The organism is Streptomyces sp. NPDC033229, from assembly GCF_055576875.1.
In genome coordinates this window covers 1-13,419 of record NZ_JBVIQR010000077.1, presented here as the reverse complement: position 1 = coordinate 13,419, position 13,419 = coordinate 1, and the positions used below count along the sequence as shown (strand labels likewise).

The window sequence follows — 13,419 nt, the reverse complement described above, 5'->3', positions numbered from 1 at the left end:
TCGAGCGGACGATGTCGTGGCTGACCGGCTACCGCCGCCTATTGCCCCGCTACGAGCGCGACCCCCGCAACTACCTGGCTTTTCTCGGCCTCGCAGCAGCGATCTGCTGCTACAAGCGACTCGTCCGCCTCACCACATAGGACACGGTCTAAATCCTTCTGACCAGCCGGGTTCGGCTTGGCGTCGCGACTCCAGATAGGGGCCAGCAGTGAAGATCACCTTCGAGACGCTCGGGACGATCTTCCTGCTGCCCTCGCTCAGAGTGTCCGCCCCGCTCCCTGGATGCGGGCGGCACCGACCGCCACGCGAGTTGTGGAGGGTTTCTTAGCTAAGTCTGGATCTTGAGGCAGACCCCGCATATGTTCGTCGTCCGCCCGCCGGGCACCTTGCCCGGCGGCAACGTCGAATGGAGCGATATGCAAGGCACACGGTCTAGCCGAACGGGCTAGCCCCCCGAAAACAGCGACGGCGTCCGAGAGCTGCAACTCCGGACGCCGAACGCTGAATGGAACTCCTGCCTCTGCAAGGGCCGGAGATTTACCCACCTTCACCGCACCGGCCCTTTCCACGGGGCGTACCGGCGCGGCTCACTTCGAAAGAGAGTGTCGCATGCCGACTGCTCTGCGCAAAAGGCCGGACAACTCGGCCCGCGCGGCAGCCAGCTTCCCCTCCCCCGAGTCGGCGGGAGGCCGGCCTCCCGCCGACTCCCAGGACGGCTTGGCAGGGGGTGGGGCCTGATGGCGCGGATTCGCACGATCAAGCCGGAAGCCTTCGAGTCGGAGGACCTGGCCTCGGTCGGTGTCACCGCGGAGCGGACCTTCTTCGGTCTGCTGACGCAGGCCGACGACGCGGGACGGTTCCGGGACAACGCCGCGGTCATCGCCGGTCGGCTCTGGGCGCTGCGCCCGGAGCACACGGCCACGCATGTCGCCCGGGATCTCGAGGAGCTGGCCGCCGCCGGCCTGATCTGCCGATACACCGGCTGCGACGGGCGGGCCTGGCTGCACATCGTGACCTGGGAGCAGCATCAGAAGATCAGCAAGGCGACCGCCTCGCGGGTGCCGAGCTGCCCTCGTCACCCGAACAGCCACAAGTGCGGCCGGTGCCAGACGGCGGACTGCCGCGGTTCCAGCAAGCCCGCCGCTGCGCCCGCGACCGTGCCCGGAGTCCTCCGAGAGTCCTCCCGAACTGCTCTCGGAGGCCTCCGCCAGCCACTCCGGCCGACACCATCTCCGGCTGCGCAGTCGGCGGACTCGCCCTCCGAGGTTCCGTCGACGGCAGCCGACCTCGCTGACGCCAAAGCCACCGACGCGCATGAAGCCGCAGGTCAAACGGCCCTTCGGAGGGGCTCCCGGAATACTCCCGGAGACTTCCCGGAGGGCTCCGGGTCTGGATCTAGGATCATGGATCCTGGATCATTCCTTACGGGGCGCGAGGCGCCCGCGCCCGCCGCCTCCGCCGCATCGGTCTCCGCCAAGGACCTGGTGGCCGAGTACGTCCGAGGCTGCAGCCGACGGCCGCCGGAGGACTTCCTCGGCCTGCTGGGCCGCAAGATCAACGTCCTCCTGGACGAGCGCTTCGCACCGGAGGACATCCGCACGGCCATGGACCGCCTGCGGGCCAAGGGCCTGCACGCCAGCCTCCTGCCGAGCCTGGTGAACGAGGTCGTCAACGCCGCCCCGCCTGCCGGCTCCTCGTCGCCGTCCGCCTCCGGCGCGGGGCCCTGGGCCAGCAACCGCTCGGCCTACACCCCGTACCTCAACCCGACCCAGCCCGAGCCGACGACGTTCGGAGGCCGCCTGTGACCCGCTCCCGACTCGCCGAACCACAACCGGCCGTCTCCGACCGGCTCCGTGCCCGGCTGGAAGCGAAGCTCGCCGAACGCGGCATAGAGCCCTCCGCCGCGCCGGTGCCAGACTCCCCCGAGCCGATCCCCGCCCTGGAAGCGGCGCAAGCCCGCATCCCCGTCGCCTACCGGGAGGCGACGCCCGCCCACCCCGACGTGATCCGGTGGGTGCGCGCCATCACCGAGAGCGCCGTCGCACCGCACGCCGGCGATCTGCACCCGCACTTCGGCAGCACGGGCCGACGGCAGGTCGCCCACGGGCGGTCGCTGCTGCTGTGGGGCGCCACCGGCGTGGGCAAGACACACGAGGCGTTCGGTGCCATCCGGGCGCTGACCGCCGCCGGGTGTGGCGTGCGGTGGCACGCGACCACGGCTGCCGACCTGTACGCCGAGATGCGGCCCCGCGCAGGGGTGGACCCCGAGTACCTGCTGCGCCGGATCGTCCGCGTGCCGCTGCTGTTCCTGGACGACCTCGGTGCCGCGAAGGGCTCAGAGTGGACCGAGGAAATCAACTTCCGGCTGCTGAACTGGCGGGCCCAGAACCACCTGCCGACGATCATCACCAGCAACCTGCCCCCGGTCCGCACCCAGGCGATGGACCCCCGCCAGCCGGTGCTGCGCGACAAGATCGGCGACCGCGTCCTGAGCCGCCTCTCCGGCATGTGCGTGCCAGTCGAGTTCACCGGCCCGGACCTCCGCTTCCAGCGCGCCTGACCCCACCTGCCCCCCGGCGCGGACGGCCCCCAACTCGCCACGCGCCCCCTGCCCCGCCTCACCGCCCCGGCCGCGCGCGATCACCACCCGCCCGCCAGCCGTGAGGCGTACCCCGGAGACCACCTTGCGCTACATCACCACCGACGACGCCGCGCCCACGCCGCTGCGCGGCATCGCCGACCACAGCTGGCACGTGCGCGGCCTGTGCCACGGCATGACGCCCGAAGACGCCGATGAGATGTTCTTCCCCAAGCCGCGTGATCACCAGGCCATCGCCGAGGCCAAGTCGATCTGCGGCCGGTGCCCGGTCAAGCGCGACTGCTTCAACCACGCCCTGGACAACGCGATCAAGGACGGGATCTGGGGCGGCCTGACCGAGACCGAGCGCCGGCCCTGGCACGCCAAGGTCAACAAGCGGCTGGACTACGCCCGCGTCCGCGCCGCCTTCGCCGGCCGCGACGTCCACCTCAGCGACGCCGAACGCGACACCGTCACCCGCCACGCCTATGTCCGCGGCTGGAGCCCCGAACGCCTGGCCCACACGCTCCGACTCGACCTGGACTACGCCCGCGACCTGATGCGCGAGGCCGCCCACGCCGTCGCCGACCGCGACCGGTACTGGGACCTCTACGGCAGCCAGGCCGAGGAAACCACCGCCCCCGACCAGAGCGACCGCGACGACGAGGAGGAGCCCGTCTCCTCGCCCGTCACCCGCCAGGTGCACACCCGTGCCCTGATCGCCGCCCTCGGAAAGGCCGCATGACCCACCCCAGCACTCCCCCGCCGGTCGCGCCCGTCGGCGCCTGGGACCGCCTGGCCATCGTCGCCCTCGGCTCGGCCGGCTGCGCCCTGAGCTACGACGCCCTGCAGCAGATGGCCGTCGCCATCCACGTCCGCGGATTCCTGACCTACCTCTTCCCGCTCGTGATCGACGGCTTCATCGCCTACGGCGTCCGCGCCCTGATCCTCACCCGCACCGCGCCCTGGCACGCCCGCGCCTACGTGTGGACGCTCTTCGGCACCGCCACCGCCGCGAGCATCTGGGCCAACGCCCTGCACGCCGTCCGCCTCAACCAGCAGACCGAGCACGACGGTTTGCGCCTGGGCGACACCGTGGTGGCCATCCTCTCGACCCTCGCCCCGCTCGCCCTGGCCGGCGCGGTCCACCTGTACATCCTCATCACCCGCCACCACCCCCGGCCCGCCCCGGCCGGGGACGCGGCAGCGGACGGGACCGAAGAGCGGCCGGTCCCCGCCCCCGAGCAGGCCGCCGACGGGGACCACCGTCCCCACCGCCTCCACTTGGTCCCCGACTCGGTCACCGGTCCCCGCACCGACCGGTGCGCAGTGGGGGACCGTCCTGCCGGAACGTCTACGGGACCGCGCTCCGGGACCGCCGTCCCGAGCGCGACCGAGGGCCGGGACCGTCCCGCCGTCCCCGAGACGCACCCCGCTGACGGGGACGGGGCGGCCCCGCGTCAGCATCCGGCCGACAGCGACCGGGGGCCGAGGGGCGGCGCCCTCCCGGGCGTGGCCTGGGACGGCACCGCGGTCTCCGCAGGGGACGGGGACGACGGCGTATCGGCCACCGCCGTCGGGGACCGGACCGCGACGGACTCCGCCCGCGGTGTCGAGCCCACCGGAGAACCGGGGACCAAGGCCGACGCTCCCCACGAGCCCCTCGGGGACGTGGGCGGCGCGGTCCCCGACCTCGGGAAGACCACCGTCGGCTCTGCCCCGCCCGTCCGTACCGGGCTCGCGGGGGACGGTCCCCGACCGGCCCCCGCGAGCCCGGACGGGGACCGGATCGGCGCGGTCCCCGACAAGGCATCGGAGACGAAGGGCACCGGCGAGACCTCGGCGGGGACCGGGGACCGGTCCCGCAGCAGCGCAGGCAAGCGGTCGCCACAGCTGACGGAGGACGAAATCGTCCAGCGCCTGCGTCCCCACATTCCCGCCACCCTGAAACGGGACGGCAACAGCGAGGTCACCCGCGTCCAGCTGCGGCAGATCATGCGCGCCCAAGACATCGCCATCCGCAACGACCGGCTCACGCCCATCCTGCAGCGCCTGCGCGGCGAGGTGGCCGGCACCACCACCACGACGAGGAGCAGTGCCCGATGAAGACCTGTGAGCGCTTCACCCGGATCAAGGCCGGTTATGAACAGGACATCCGCTACCTGCGCAGTTACGCCGAGCGGAACCCGGGGACCGCGCCGGCCAAGACGAGCGCGAAGAACGCGTTCACGGTGAAGCGGAGCATGGCCAAGGCCCTGAACCGGCACGTCGACCGCTGCCTGCAATGCGGCTGAGCCTGCGAAGACGCAGGTCAACCAACCCTTCCTGAACCGCTCGACGCGGTGGCCCGGAATGCCCCCGGGCCACCGCCCCCGATGAAAGGGGCCCGCCATCCACCCTCGACACCCACGAGGAGCCGCGGTGAGCGACGCCGAGGCCGGCGCCTGGGCGGACGTCCTGGTCCGTTACCACTTCCTGCGCGCCGCCGTCCGGACGCCCAACGGCCAGTGGCTCGTCCAGGAGACGGCCGACGCGCCGGTCCGGGTCCTCGACGGGCCGGCCGCGATGGTCATCCTCGCCGCCGGCATCCAGCACCGCATCCGCACGGCCAGGACCCGTATCCGATGACGAACCCGAAGACGCCCGCCACACCCACGCCGGGTGCGTCGAAGCCCAACTCGACCTCAGAGCGAGCAAGTTATCGCAAGAGCATTGCTCCCGCCGGGAGCAATGCTCTTGCGTCCCCCGCCCCGGGAGCGGCGGGGGCGGACCGGCACCGGGGGGCGCCGGTCCACCGGGATGCGGCCGAGGACGGACCGCATCCGCAAGGGGAACAGCAGCACACCTGTCACACCGCGCGCTGCACGCACGCAGCGCCCCCGCAGCCGCCCGTGCGTCAGCGTGAGCGCCTGCGCGACGAGAACAAGCGCATGCGGCAGCCCAGTTGCCGCATGAACGACGACGAGTACCAGCTCCTGCTGCGTGCCGCGTCCGCCTGCCGCATGAGCGTGGCGAGCTTCCTCGCCCACGCCGCGCTCAAAGCCGCCCGCGACCTCGACCGCACCGCCGCCGAGATCGCCACCGAACGCGAAGTGATCAGCGAGCTGTTCGCCCTGCGCCGGCACCTCGGCCAGATCGGCAACAACCTCAACCAGGTCGCCAAGGCCACCAACGCCGGCGCCGACGTCCCGCACACCCGAGCGGTCCTCGACGCCGTCCACCGCGCCGCCAAACGAGTCGAGACCTTCACCCAGCACTACCTGGACGACCAGAGCCACGCCGCATGATCCCCAGAGTCCACAAGCGCGGCACCCGCACCCTCGGCCTGCTCCACTACCTGTACGGGCCCGGCAGCCACGAGGAACACATCGACCCGCACCTCGTGGCGGCCTGGGACAGCCTCGCCCCCGACCCCGGCCGCGACCCGCAGGCCACCTACGCCGACCTGCAGCGGCTCCTCGACCAGCCGGTCGACGCCCTGGCCAAGAGCCGGCGGCCGGCCAAGCACGTGTGGCACCTGTCGGTCCGCGCCGCACCGGAGGACCCGGTGCTGTCCGACGAGCAGTGGGGCGAGATCGCCCGGCGCATGGTCGCGGCCACCGGCATCGCCCCCGACGGCGACGACGCCGGGTGCCGGTGGGCGGCGGTCCGCCACGCCGACGATCACATCCACATCATCGCCACGCTCGTCCGCGAGGACGGCCGACGGCCCCGCCTGCACAACGACGCGGGCCGCGCCCAGGCCGAAGCCCGACTCATCGAGGCCAAGTACGGGCTCAAGCAGCTCAACACCGGGGACGGGACAGCCGCCCAGCGGCCCACCAGCGCCGAACGCCACAAGGCCGAGCGCCAGCAGCGCGAGCGCACCCCGCGCGAGGAACTGCGAGAGGCCGTCCGCCGAGCCGTGGCCGGCGCCAGGGGTGAGAAGGAGTTCTTCGACCGGCTGGGCGCCGCCGGCCTGCTGGTCCGGCGGCGCATCGCCCCCTCCGGCGATGTCCTCGGCTACACCGTCGCGCTGCCCGATGACCGCAACAAGGACGGCGAACCCGTCTTCTACTCGGGAACCAAGCTCGCCCCCGACCTCTCCCTCCCCCGCATCCGCGAACGCTGGTCCGCCGACCCCGACCGGACCGCCGGTGCCGCGCCGGGCCGGGAACCCCGTACGGGCGCGGCCGGCCCTGCCGACGCACGGCGTCGTGCCGCCACAGCCGCGTGGCAGGCGGTGCTGATCATCGATCACGGTGACGACACCGTGGTCACCGCGCAGATCGCGGCGGCCGGCGAGGTTCTGGACGCACTCGCCAAGACCTCCGCCGCCCACACCCGCAAGCAGCTACGCGAGGCCGCGTTCGCCTTCGAACGCGCCTCCCGCTCGCACGTCCGGGCCGAGCGCGGCCACGACCGGGCCTTGCGGCAGGCCGCCCGCGACCTGGTCTACAGCGGGCCGGCACTCGGCCGCGGGGAGGACGGGGCCACCACCGCGATGCTGATCGACATGGCCTTCTTCCTCGTCGTAGCCGCCGCGCACTGGCATGGCAAGAAGGAGCACGCCCAGCAGGCCACCGCCGCCCGCCAGGCCGCCGAACACCTGCGCGCCGCCTACCGGGCAGCAGCCGGGCAACCGATGGCCGTTCTCCACCAGCGGGGCCGCCAGCTCTCCCAGCCCCTGCAGCGGCGGCACGCAGCCACGGTGCGAACGGCCCTGCCCGACCTTGCCGAGCAGGTCCTCGCCGAGCCGGGCTGGTACGCCCTGGCCTCCACCCTGGCCGATGCCGAAGCCGCCGGCCACGACCCCACCGCCCTGCTCGCCGAAGCCGCCGCCCGCCGGGAGCTGAACACCGCGGAATCCATCAGCGACGTCCTGATGTGGCGACTGCGCCGCATGGCCGACCTGCCCGCCGACGCCTCCGCGACGCCCCTGGCCGACCAGGCCGCCCCGGTACGGTCGGCGCCGCGCGTCGCTCGTACCTCCGGGGCCCGTACCGACCGGCGCCGCGGGCGCAGGTGAGTTATGGCATCCGTGAGTTGCAGCAGGTCAGAGAGGTCGGGCACGCTCTGTGCGGCCCACGAGGACGACGTGAGGGAGATAGGAATGTTCGGCCGCAAGCGCGCCATACAGGAACTACGCGAAATCCAGGAGGAGACGGCGGAATGGCTCCAGGCGCACCCGGAGTCACCCTTCCTCAAGGCCCCCGCGCCGGCGTCGGCAACGGCGCCCGGCCCGGTCAACGCTCCGACCGCGGAGGTCGACGACTTCCTGCCGCCGGACCTGCGCGTGCCCTCCCGGGACGAGATAGCCGGGATGATGACGCCCTACGACAAGCCGCTCGTCATCGACGGCGAAGTCCGCGCCTGCCCGCAGTGCGGCGCGTACCGGGACTGGGTGCTGCTGAGCGTCCGCGACGAGGTGTGGCTGCGCTGCCGTGCCGGCCACGAGACGCTCGAGCCCCGGCTCGACGCGGCCTGGTACAACCGCCATTCCGGCCCGATGGACCGGTGGCACCCCACCCTCGAAGACGGCCTGAAGCACCTCGGCCACTGACCCCCGCCCCTTCCGTTCGCCGGCCTACGACGGTCCGGCCCCAGTCAGCCCTTCCGCACCACCCCCGGGGGCCCTTACATGCGCCTTCGCACCACCGCCACCGTCCTCGGCCTGACCGCCCTCACCTTCGTGAATCTGCCGGGCTGCTCCGGCGGCCAGCCCGCCGGCTCCGCGGGATCGTCGTCCTCGTCTGTCGCGCGACCGCGCAACGGCGTGGACGCCAAGCCGGCCGCGGCCCCGCCGCCGACCTCCGCAACCCTGCGCGAGCGTCTGCTCGACGAGACCGAGCTCGGCCCCGGCTACTCCCGCAAGGCGGAGGACACCTCCGACCGCGCCGACGTCACCGTCACCGGCTGCCCGGACCTGGAAAAGTTGGGCGGCGATGCGGCGGCCGGCGGCTTCGTCGACTTCCCCAACCAGGCGAAGGCGTCCTTCACCTACACCGGCAGCAGCGACTCGGAACTCTCCGAGGAGCTCTACAGCGACACCGAGGCTCAGGCGTCGCAGAAGACGTGGCAGATCTTCGACGCCATGGCCTCTTGCCCCGCGTACCAGGTCGTGGTGGGCAGCACGCCCATCACCATGCGCACGCAGAGGACGCCGGCCCCGAAGCGCGGCGACGAGCAGTGGAGCCAAATGCTCACCTTCACGGTCGACGGCCGCGCCACCGTGGTGAAGCAGACGGCTGTCCGTAGCGGCACGACCGTCGTGGTGGTCTCCGGATCCCCCGGCCTGGTCGACACGCACCTGGACAAGGCGCTCAAGAAGGCCCAGACCAGCCGCTGATGTCCGCGTATACGGATGATGCCCCTGCCCGCTGCCACTACCGGGCAGGGGCACCATCCGTCTGCGACGTGTTCCCCATTGAATTAGCGTGTTGATGCGGCACAACTGACGGGTGGAACAAGGTGAGTTGGCGGGTCTAGTGGGTACCTGAGCGCCGTTCGGTACCCGCGGAGCGGGTGTCCGTACTCGTGGGGATGGAGGACCTGTCGGACCGCGAGGACCGGCTGGGAATCCACCCGGGGGACCCGATCATGTTGTCCCCGGACTACCGGATCGACGAGCTGCTAAGCCTGTACCTGTGCCGGTCGGGGTTCGCGAGGCTGGCACCGGAGACCAAGCGCAACTACACGGACGACTACTGCCTGTTCTTCGACTTCCTATGGGGCCGGGGCAAGACCTGGAACCAGGCCACGGACGACGACCTCGCGGACTTCGAGTACTGGCGGACCCGGGCCAGCGCGAACCCGGGGAGGGTCGGCGGGTCCCGCTGGAACCGCGGGCTGGCCGCGCTCACACGCCTCTACGAGTGGGCCGAGCGGCGCGAGTACGTCGTACGGAATCCGGTGCTGATGCGTGACTTCATCTGGCCGCACCGGCGAGGTGATCCGGGTGCCGCAGGCGCGGGCGAAGGACGCCAAGGCCAGCGATGTCCACTGGCTAACACCGCGGACGTTCCGCCTTTGGGTGAACGTCGGTCTGCGCGGCTACACGGCCCAGGGGATGCCGGCGGTGGACTGGGCGGGGCGGCTGGAGGACCGCAACGCGGCCTTCGCGGACCTGCTGTTGTCGTCGGGGGTGCGGCTGACCGAGTCGGCATCGCTGCTGACCATCGAGATGCCGCACACACGACTGGGCGGTGCCCGCTACTACCCGGGTCGCCTGGCGCCGGCAGTGACGAAGTCGAGGCGGGCCCGCACCTTCTACGCCTCGGCGCCGGTGGTCGGCGGCGTCGAGGGCTACATGGAATCGTCACGGGCGGACGTGATCCGCCGGGACCAGGCCAAGGGGCGCTATAAGCGTCTGCCCCGGATGCGGCTGGTCACGAAGGTCGCGGGCCTGCGCAAGAAGGTGCTGCACTGGCGCGACCAGGACGGAGTCGAGGGGCGGACGCCGCTGTCCGAGGCGGACGTGGCCGAGCGGATGACGCTGTTCATCGAGGGTCCGGCGGGGCCGGAACCGTTGTGGTTGTGGCTGAACGAGTCCGGTCTGCCGTTCCGCCCGGCGTCGTGGGAGAACGTCTTTCGCACCGCGTCGCTGCGATGCGGTGAGGTGCTGAACGGCGTCGTCGCCGAGCCGCCGTTTTGCACCCCGCACATGGCCAGGCACTCCTTCGCCCTCTACATGCTGGTCGTCCTGCACCACGTCGTTGACCTGGGGATGGGGCTGATACCGGAGGAGAGGCGGGATTTCCGGCTTCTCTACGGAGACCCTGCGCGAGCGAGTGGAGCACTTCGTGGACTGGGCTTCTCAGCTGGCCCGCCGCCTGGCCCGGCCGCACGAGGTGATCCCGCCGGACCCTCACGGCGCGATCGGCACGAGCCGGTTCCGCCGCACCCTGGCCTGGCATATCGCCCGCCGCCCGGGAGGGCTGATCGCCCTGGCGATTCAGTACGGCCACATGCGAACCGCGGTCAGCGCCTGCTATGCCTCCCGCAGCCGAGACGGCATCCACGACCTGCTCGACATCGAGACCACAAGAGCAACCGCCGGCACCCTTGCGACCCTCGCCGCGGACCGGGCCGCCGGGGGCGGGATCTCCGGACCGGCCGCACGGCGGGCCATCCTCGCCGCCGGCCAGGCCCCGGCCTTCGAGGGCATCGTCTTCACCGCCAGGCAGGCCCGCAAGCTCCCGACGAACCCGACCCTGGCCGTTCACGACAACCCGAGTGCCTTCCTGGCCTGCGTCTATAACCCCGACAAGGCCCTTTGCCGACTTCGGTCGAGCCAGGAGACCCCCAGCCTCGATCGCTGCGTGTCGACCTGCGCGAACATCGCCCGCACTGACCAGCACGCTGCCCAACTCGCGCTCAAGGCCGCCGTGCTCGACAGACAGGCCGCCGCTGAACTCGTCCCCGAGCCCTTGGCTGAACGGCTCCGGAACCACGCCGCAAGGCTGCGAGGCCTCGCGGAGAAGCACTACCGCGAACGGATCGCGCTCTCGGAGGCACCCTCATGAGTCCCGCACCCGACGAACGTGACCGCATCCGCGCGGCCATGGACCGCATCCTCGGCGGAACCCCGCAGCGGTCGAACGGGGCCCTGACTGTCGTCGCTCTGGCGACCGAGGCCGAGGTCCCCCGCAACGCGCTCACCCAGCGGCATCTCGACCTCAAGAACGAGTTCTACGAGAAGGTCCGGGCCCGCGGCGCGATGCCCGACAGCGAGAAGAGGCTCCGTCGGCAGCTGGTCAAGGCCAAGGAACTCCGGGCCGAGGCACTGAAGGAGATCGAACGCCTCAAGGCGGACAACGAGGCACTGGTCGGTGCACGGCATCAGGTCGTGATGGAGAACCGTCAGCTCCGGCTCCAGCTGACCCAGCAACCGAACAATCTCCGTGTTCTTCCGAGCCAGCCCCGGCCCCCTGCTCACTGAGTCCAGACATTCGGCTGGCCAGGACCCGAGACGCTGCGGAGCGCTCAGATCATCAGGGCGACCAGCCAGGTGCTTCTACAGGTGGCGTGTGTGGAGCGACGATTCGTTACGCAGATCCGATGTGGTCATGGCGAGAACGTAGTGGGCGGACCGCTCGTTGCTGTCCACCGCCAACGTGAGCGCGTACGCCGCAACCGATACGGGGGTTACCATCGGCTGGCCAATTCCTCGTCCTCGATGCGGCGCCGACAGTCGCCGCATAGGGTCTGCGCAGTCCCGTCGTCGTCACCCTCATGGGGCCAGGGGCATCCACACCCCACACAGTTTGCCAACTCGTCCAGGTTGTAGCGGGCTTGGCAGGTAAAGCAGTAGTGCATCTCCTCGCCAGGGCCGTCCATGAATGCGAAGCAGGCCAGTGTCGATGCGTGGCACTGGGGGCATTCGTTGGCCGGATGGCCAGGCTCGAACTCCTGGAAGGCCAAGGCCAAGTCCTCGGCGCTCATCGTGGTGACGCAGAAGTGGCAATGGGCACCGTTCGGGATGACGGCGAGAGCCCACTGCCCGCACACGGAGCAAGGCAGGACCGAGTCGGTCGTGCCCTTGAGTTCGTTGCCCCGCAGTCGGTTCATGCGTTCGTTGACGAACGCCTCGATGGTGTTCAGGCCACTGCGCACTCGCAACATGTCTTCTTCGATGCTCTCGCGCTCCGGCGCGTCGAGCAGTGGGAGTAGTTCGGCGTCGAGGAAGCGGAGCAGGAAGTCGAGCACTGCACCGGCTCGTGACTCCACGGCCTCCGCACTGTGGGTCAGCCCGTAGTGCTGTAGAGCGTTCCGGTCCTTGCCGAGGTCCTTGAGAGCCGTGGCGTCCTTCTTGCTGATGTCGAGGCCGCAGATGTTCTTCAGACGTTCAACAGCGGCGTCTGTTCCGCAGCTGTTGAAGTCGGAGGCGTTGAACTTCTCTGAGGTGGCTCTGGCAGGGTCGCTGAACACCAAGCTCCAGTGTTCCCGCAGCAGGCGCGACTTCAGCAGGACCTCGGCTGCAGCCTGGAGGTGCAGGACGGCGTACTTGATTTCGCGCGGCCCGGTGTGAGTGTCGGCGTCCAGATGCTCCACGACGCTGACGAGGTAGTCGATGCCGTTGCGGACCGGCGGGAAGTCGACTTGCATGGGGCCGGTCCGGCGCCACTTCGGCCGAAACGGCTGGCGGGACGCTATGCCACTAGATGCTCCGGATACCACTCAAACCTACCTAAGTCATGCGACGTTCGGCCTTACGTCGACGATCACCCGAGCACGCTACAGGAATCCCGTAATTCTCCTCTGGGCGATAACCCATCGCGCTCGCGACTGCGTTCGTCCATGAACTCCTTGTCCTCTGCCAGCTGGATTTGATCGCGAGGCAGCGCGTTTTGGGTGCTGGTCAAGTTTGAGCCGCCCTTCTCGGATCGTCGTCGTGGAGCTGTTCGAATGTGGCGGCGCGGTCTCGCAAACACTTCGGCTACGGCCCCTGGCCGAGTAGGTATCCACGACACGCAGAACTTGACAGAGAAGGGCCATTACAGCGGAAAGCCGCCGTCGCGGGAGCGACGGCGGCATGAGGACTGAGAGGTACAGCCCTGGTGTGATCACCGGGGTCAGCCGGCCGGGATGACGATGAGCCGGCCCTCCGCGCTCTCGGGCAGCGATCGGCGCACTACAGGTACCGGTGAGGCGAGTGAGGAGGCGAAGGCGGCGACCAGGTCGTGCGGGACGCTGGCGCTGAAGGTGGCGCACCACAGGTAGCTTTCCCCCAGCACCGGTTCTGCCCATGCCTGCCAGCCGGCGAGATCTGGGCGGGGGTCGGCGTCGTGGACGAGGTCGGGCAGCGGCTCGAGGGAGACGCTGGAGGTGAAGGCGGGGTCCGTGGCGGTGGTGGTGGGCCG

16 protein-coding genes and 2 pseudogenes are annotated in these 13,419 nt (G+C 70.7%); 14 read left to right on the top strand and 4 right to left on the bottom strand.

Annotation, left to right across the window (positions count from 1 at the left end):
* The 12 genes and pseudogenes from ACZ53N_RS34085 to ACZ53N_RS34030 all read left to right on the top strand — a co-directional run.
* Positions 1-140, top strand: a pseudogene (locus tag ACZ53N_RS34085) (IS5/IS1182 family transposase); the annotation flags it as partial.
* A 597-nt stretch (positions 141-737) separates the two neighbouring features.
* A complete protein-coding gene (locus ACZ53N_RS34080; protein WP_469144675.1) occupies positions 738-1,805 on the top strand; it encodes a hypothetical protein in 1,068 nt (355 codons plus the stop codon).
* The gene (locus ACZ53N_RS34075; RefSeq protein ID WP_469144674.1) at positions 1,802-2,560 is read left to right on the top strand and encodes an ATP-binding protein; all 759 of its coding nucleotides are present in this window, start codon (positions 1,802-1,804) and stop codon (positions 2,558-2,560) included. The genes ACZ53N_RS34080 and ACZ53N_RS34075 overlap by 4 nt, the downstream gene beginning before the upstream one ends.
* A gap of 124 nt (positions 2,561-2,684) precedes the next feature.
* Positions 2,685-3,323: a WhiB family transcriptional regulator gene (locus ACZ53N_RS34070; RefSeq protein WP_469144676.1), complete on the top strand. Its 639-nt coding sequence runs from the start codon at positions 2,685-2,687 to the stop codon at positions 3,321-3,323.
* Complete coding sequence (locus ACZ53N_RS34065; protein ID WP_469144673.1) at positions 3,320-4,684, top strand: DUF2637 domain-containing protein; 1,365 nt, start codon at positions 3,320-3,322, stop codon at positions 4,682-4,684. The genes ACZ53N_RS34070 and ACZ53N_RS34065 overlap by 4 nt, the downstream gene beginning before the upstream one ends.
* Positions 4,681-4,872, top strand: coding sequence for a hypothetical protein (locus tag ACZ53N_RS34060; protein ID WP_469144672.1), 192 nt, complete (start codon positions 4,681-4,683; stop codon positions 4,870-4,872). Before ACZ53N_RS34065 ends, ACZ53N_RS34060 begins: the two co-directional genes overlap by 4 nt.
* A gap of 127 nt (positions 4,873-4,999) precedes the next feature.
* Positions 5,000-5,206: a hypothetical protein gene (locus tag ACZ53N_RS34055; RefSeq protein WP_469144671.1), complete on the top strand. Its 207-nt coding sequence runs from the start codon at positions 5,000-5,002 to the stop codon at positions 5,204-5,206.
* Positions 5,207-5,469: 263 nt separating this feature from the next.
* A complete protein-coding gene (locus ACZ53N_RS34050) occupies positions 5,470-5,865 on the top strand; it encodes a plasmid mobilization protein (RefSeq protein ID WP_469144670.1) in 396 nt (131 codons plus the stop codon).
* A complete protein-coding gene (locus ACZ53N_RS34045; RefSeq protein WP_469144669.1) occupies positions 5,862-7,586 on the top strand; it encodes a relaxase/mobilization nuclease domain-containing protein in 1,725 nt (574 codons plus the stop codon). The genes ACZ53N_RS34050 and ACZ53N_RS34045 overlap by 4 nt, the downstream gene beginning before the upstream one ends.
* An 84-nt stretch (positions 7,587-7,670) precedes the next feature.
* Positions 7,671-8,120, top strand: a complete 450-nt coding sequence (locus tag ACZ53N_RS34040) for a hypothetical protein (RefSeq protein WP_469144668.1) — start codon at positions 7,671-7,673, stop codon at positions 8,118-8,120.
* 78 nt (positions 8,121-8,198) lie between these two features.
* Entirely contained in the window at positions 8,199-8,906 is a 708-nt protein-coding gene (locus ACZ53N_RS34035; RefSeq protein ID WP_469144667.1) for a hypothetical protein, read from the top strand.
* Between the two features lie 194 nt (positions 8,907-9,100).
* Positions 9,101-9,388, top strand: a pseudogene (locus tag ACZ53N_RS34030) (integrase); the annotation flags it as partial.
* A gap of 222 nt (positions 9,389-9,610) precedes the next feature.
* Here the strand turns inward: ACZ53N_RS34030 and ACZ53N_RS34025 are convergent.
* Together ACZ53N_RS34025 and ACZ53N_RS34020 are read right to left on the bottom strand one after the other, a co-directional pair.
* The gene (locus ACZ53N_RS34025; RefSeq protein ID WP_469144677.1) at positions 9,611-9,736 is read right to left on the bottom strand and encodes a hypothetical protein; all 126 of its coding nucleotides are present in this window, start codon (positions 9,734-9,736) and stop codon (positions 9,611-9,613) included.
* A 180-nt stretch (positions 9,737-9,916) separates the two neighbouring features.
* The gene (locus ACZ53N_RS34020; protein WP_469144666.1) at positions 9,917-10,222 is read right to left on the bottom strand and encodes a hypothetical protein; all 306 of its coding nucleotides are present in this window, start codon (positions 10,220-10,222) and stop codon (positions 9,917-9,919) included.
* Between the two features lie 137 nt (positions 10,223-10,359).
* Between ACZ53N_RS34020 and ACZ53N_RS34015 the strand changes: the two genes are divergently transcribed.
* Positions 10,360-11,082: a hypothetical protein gene (locus ACZ53N_RS34015; RefSeq protein WP_469144665.1), complete on the top strand. Its 723-nt coding sequence runs from the start codon at positions 10,360-10,362 to the stop codon at positions 11,080-11,082.
* Positions 11,079-11,498, top strand: coding sequence for a hypothetical protein (locus ACZ53N_RS34010; RefSeq protein ID WP_469144664.1), 420 nt, complete (start codon positions 11,079-11,081; stop codon positions 11,496-11,498). The genes ACZ53N_RS34015 and ACZ53N_RS34010 overlap by 4 nt, the downstream gene beginning before the upstream one ends.
* Before the next feature lie 206 nt (positions 11,499-11,704).
* On the opposite strand, the gene ACZ53N_RS34005 is transcribed toward ACZ53N_RS34010, so the two are convergent.
* Positions 11,705-12,664: a hypothetical protein gene (locus ACZ53N_RS34005; RefSeq protein WP_469144663.1), complete on the bottom strand. Its 960-nt coding sequence runs from the start codon at positions 12,662-12,664 to the stop codon at positions 11,705-11,707.
* A gap of 467 nt (positions 12,665-13,131) precedes the next feature.
* On the bottom strand, positions 13,132-13,419 hold a 288-nt coding region (locus ACZ53N_RS34000), incomplete at its 5' end, for an SPDY domain-containing protein (protein ID WP_469144662.1).

Coding starts and splice junctions, on each gene's coding strand:
- ACZ53N_RS34065 (WP_469144673.1), top strand. CDS start 3,320: ATGACCCACCCCAGCACTCCCCCGCCGGTCGCGCCCGTCGGCGCCTGG.
- ACZ53N_RS34045 (WP_469144669.1), top strand. CDS start 5,862: ATGATCCCCAGAGTCCACAAGCGCGGCACCCGCACCCTCGGCCTGCTC.
- ACZ53N_RS34005 (WP_469144663.1), bottom strand. CDS start 12,664: ATGCAAGTCGACTTCCCGCCGGTCCGCAACGGCATCGACTACCTCGTC.
- ACZ53N_RS34035 (WP_469144667.1), top strand. CDS start 8,199: ATGCGCCTTCGCACCACCGCCACCGTCCTCGGCCTGACCGCCCTCACC.
- ACZ53N_RS34025 (WP_469144677.1), bottom strand. CDS start 9,736: ATGGTCAGCAGCGATGCCGACTCGGTCAGCCGCACCCCCGACGACAAC.
- ACZ53N_RS34040 (WP_469144668.1), top strand. CDS start 7,671: ATGTTCGGCCGCAAGCGCGCCATACAGGAACTACGCGAAATCCAGGAG.
- ACZ53N_RS34020 (WP_469144666.1), bottom strand. CDS start 10,222: ATGTGCGGGGTGCAAAACGGCGGCTCGGCGACGACGCCGTTCAGCACC.
- ACZ53N_RS34060 (WP_469144672.1), top strand. CDS start 4,681: ATGAAGACCTGTGAGCGCTTCACCCGGATCAAGGCCGGTTATGAACAG.
- ACZ53N_RS34080 (WP_469144675.1), top strand. CDS start 738: ATGGCGCGGATTCGCACGATCAAGCCGGAAGCCTTCGAGTCGGAGGAC.
- ACZ53N_RS34010 (WP_469144664.1), top strand. CDS start 11,079: ATGAGTCCCGCACCCGACGAACGTGACCGCATCCGCGCGGCCATGGAC.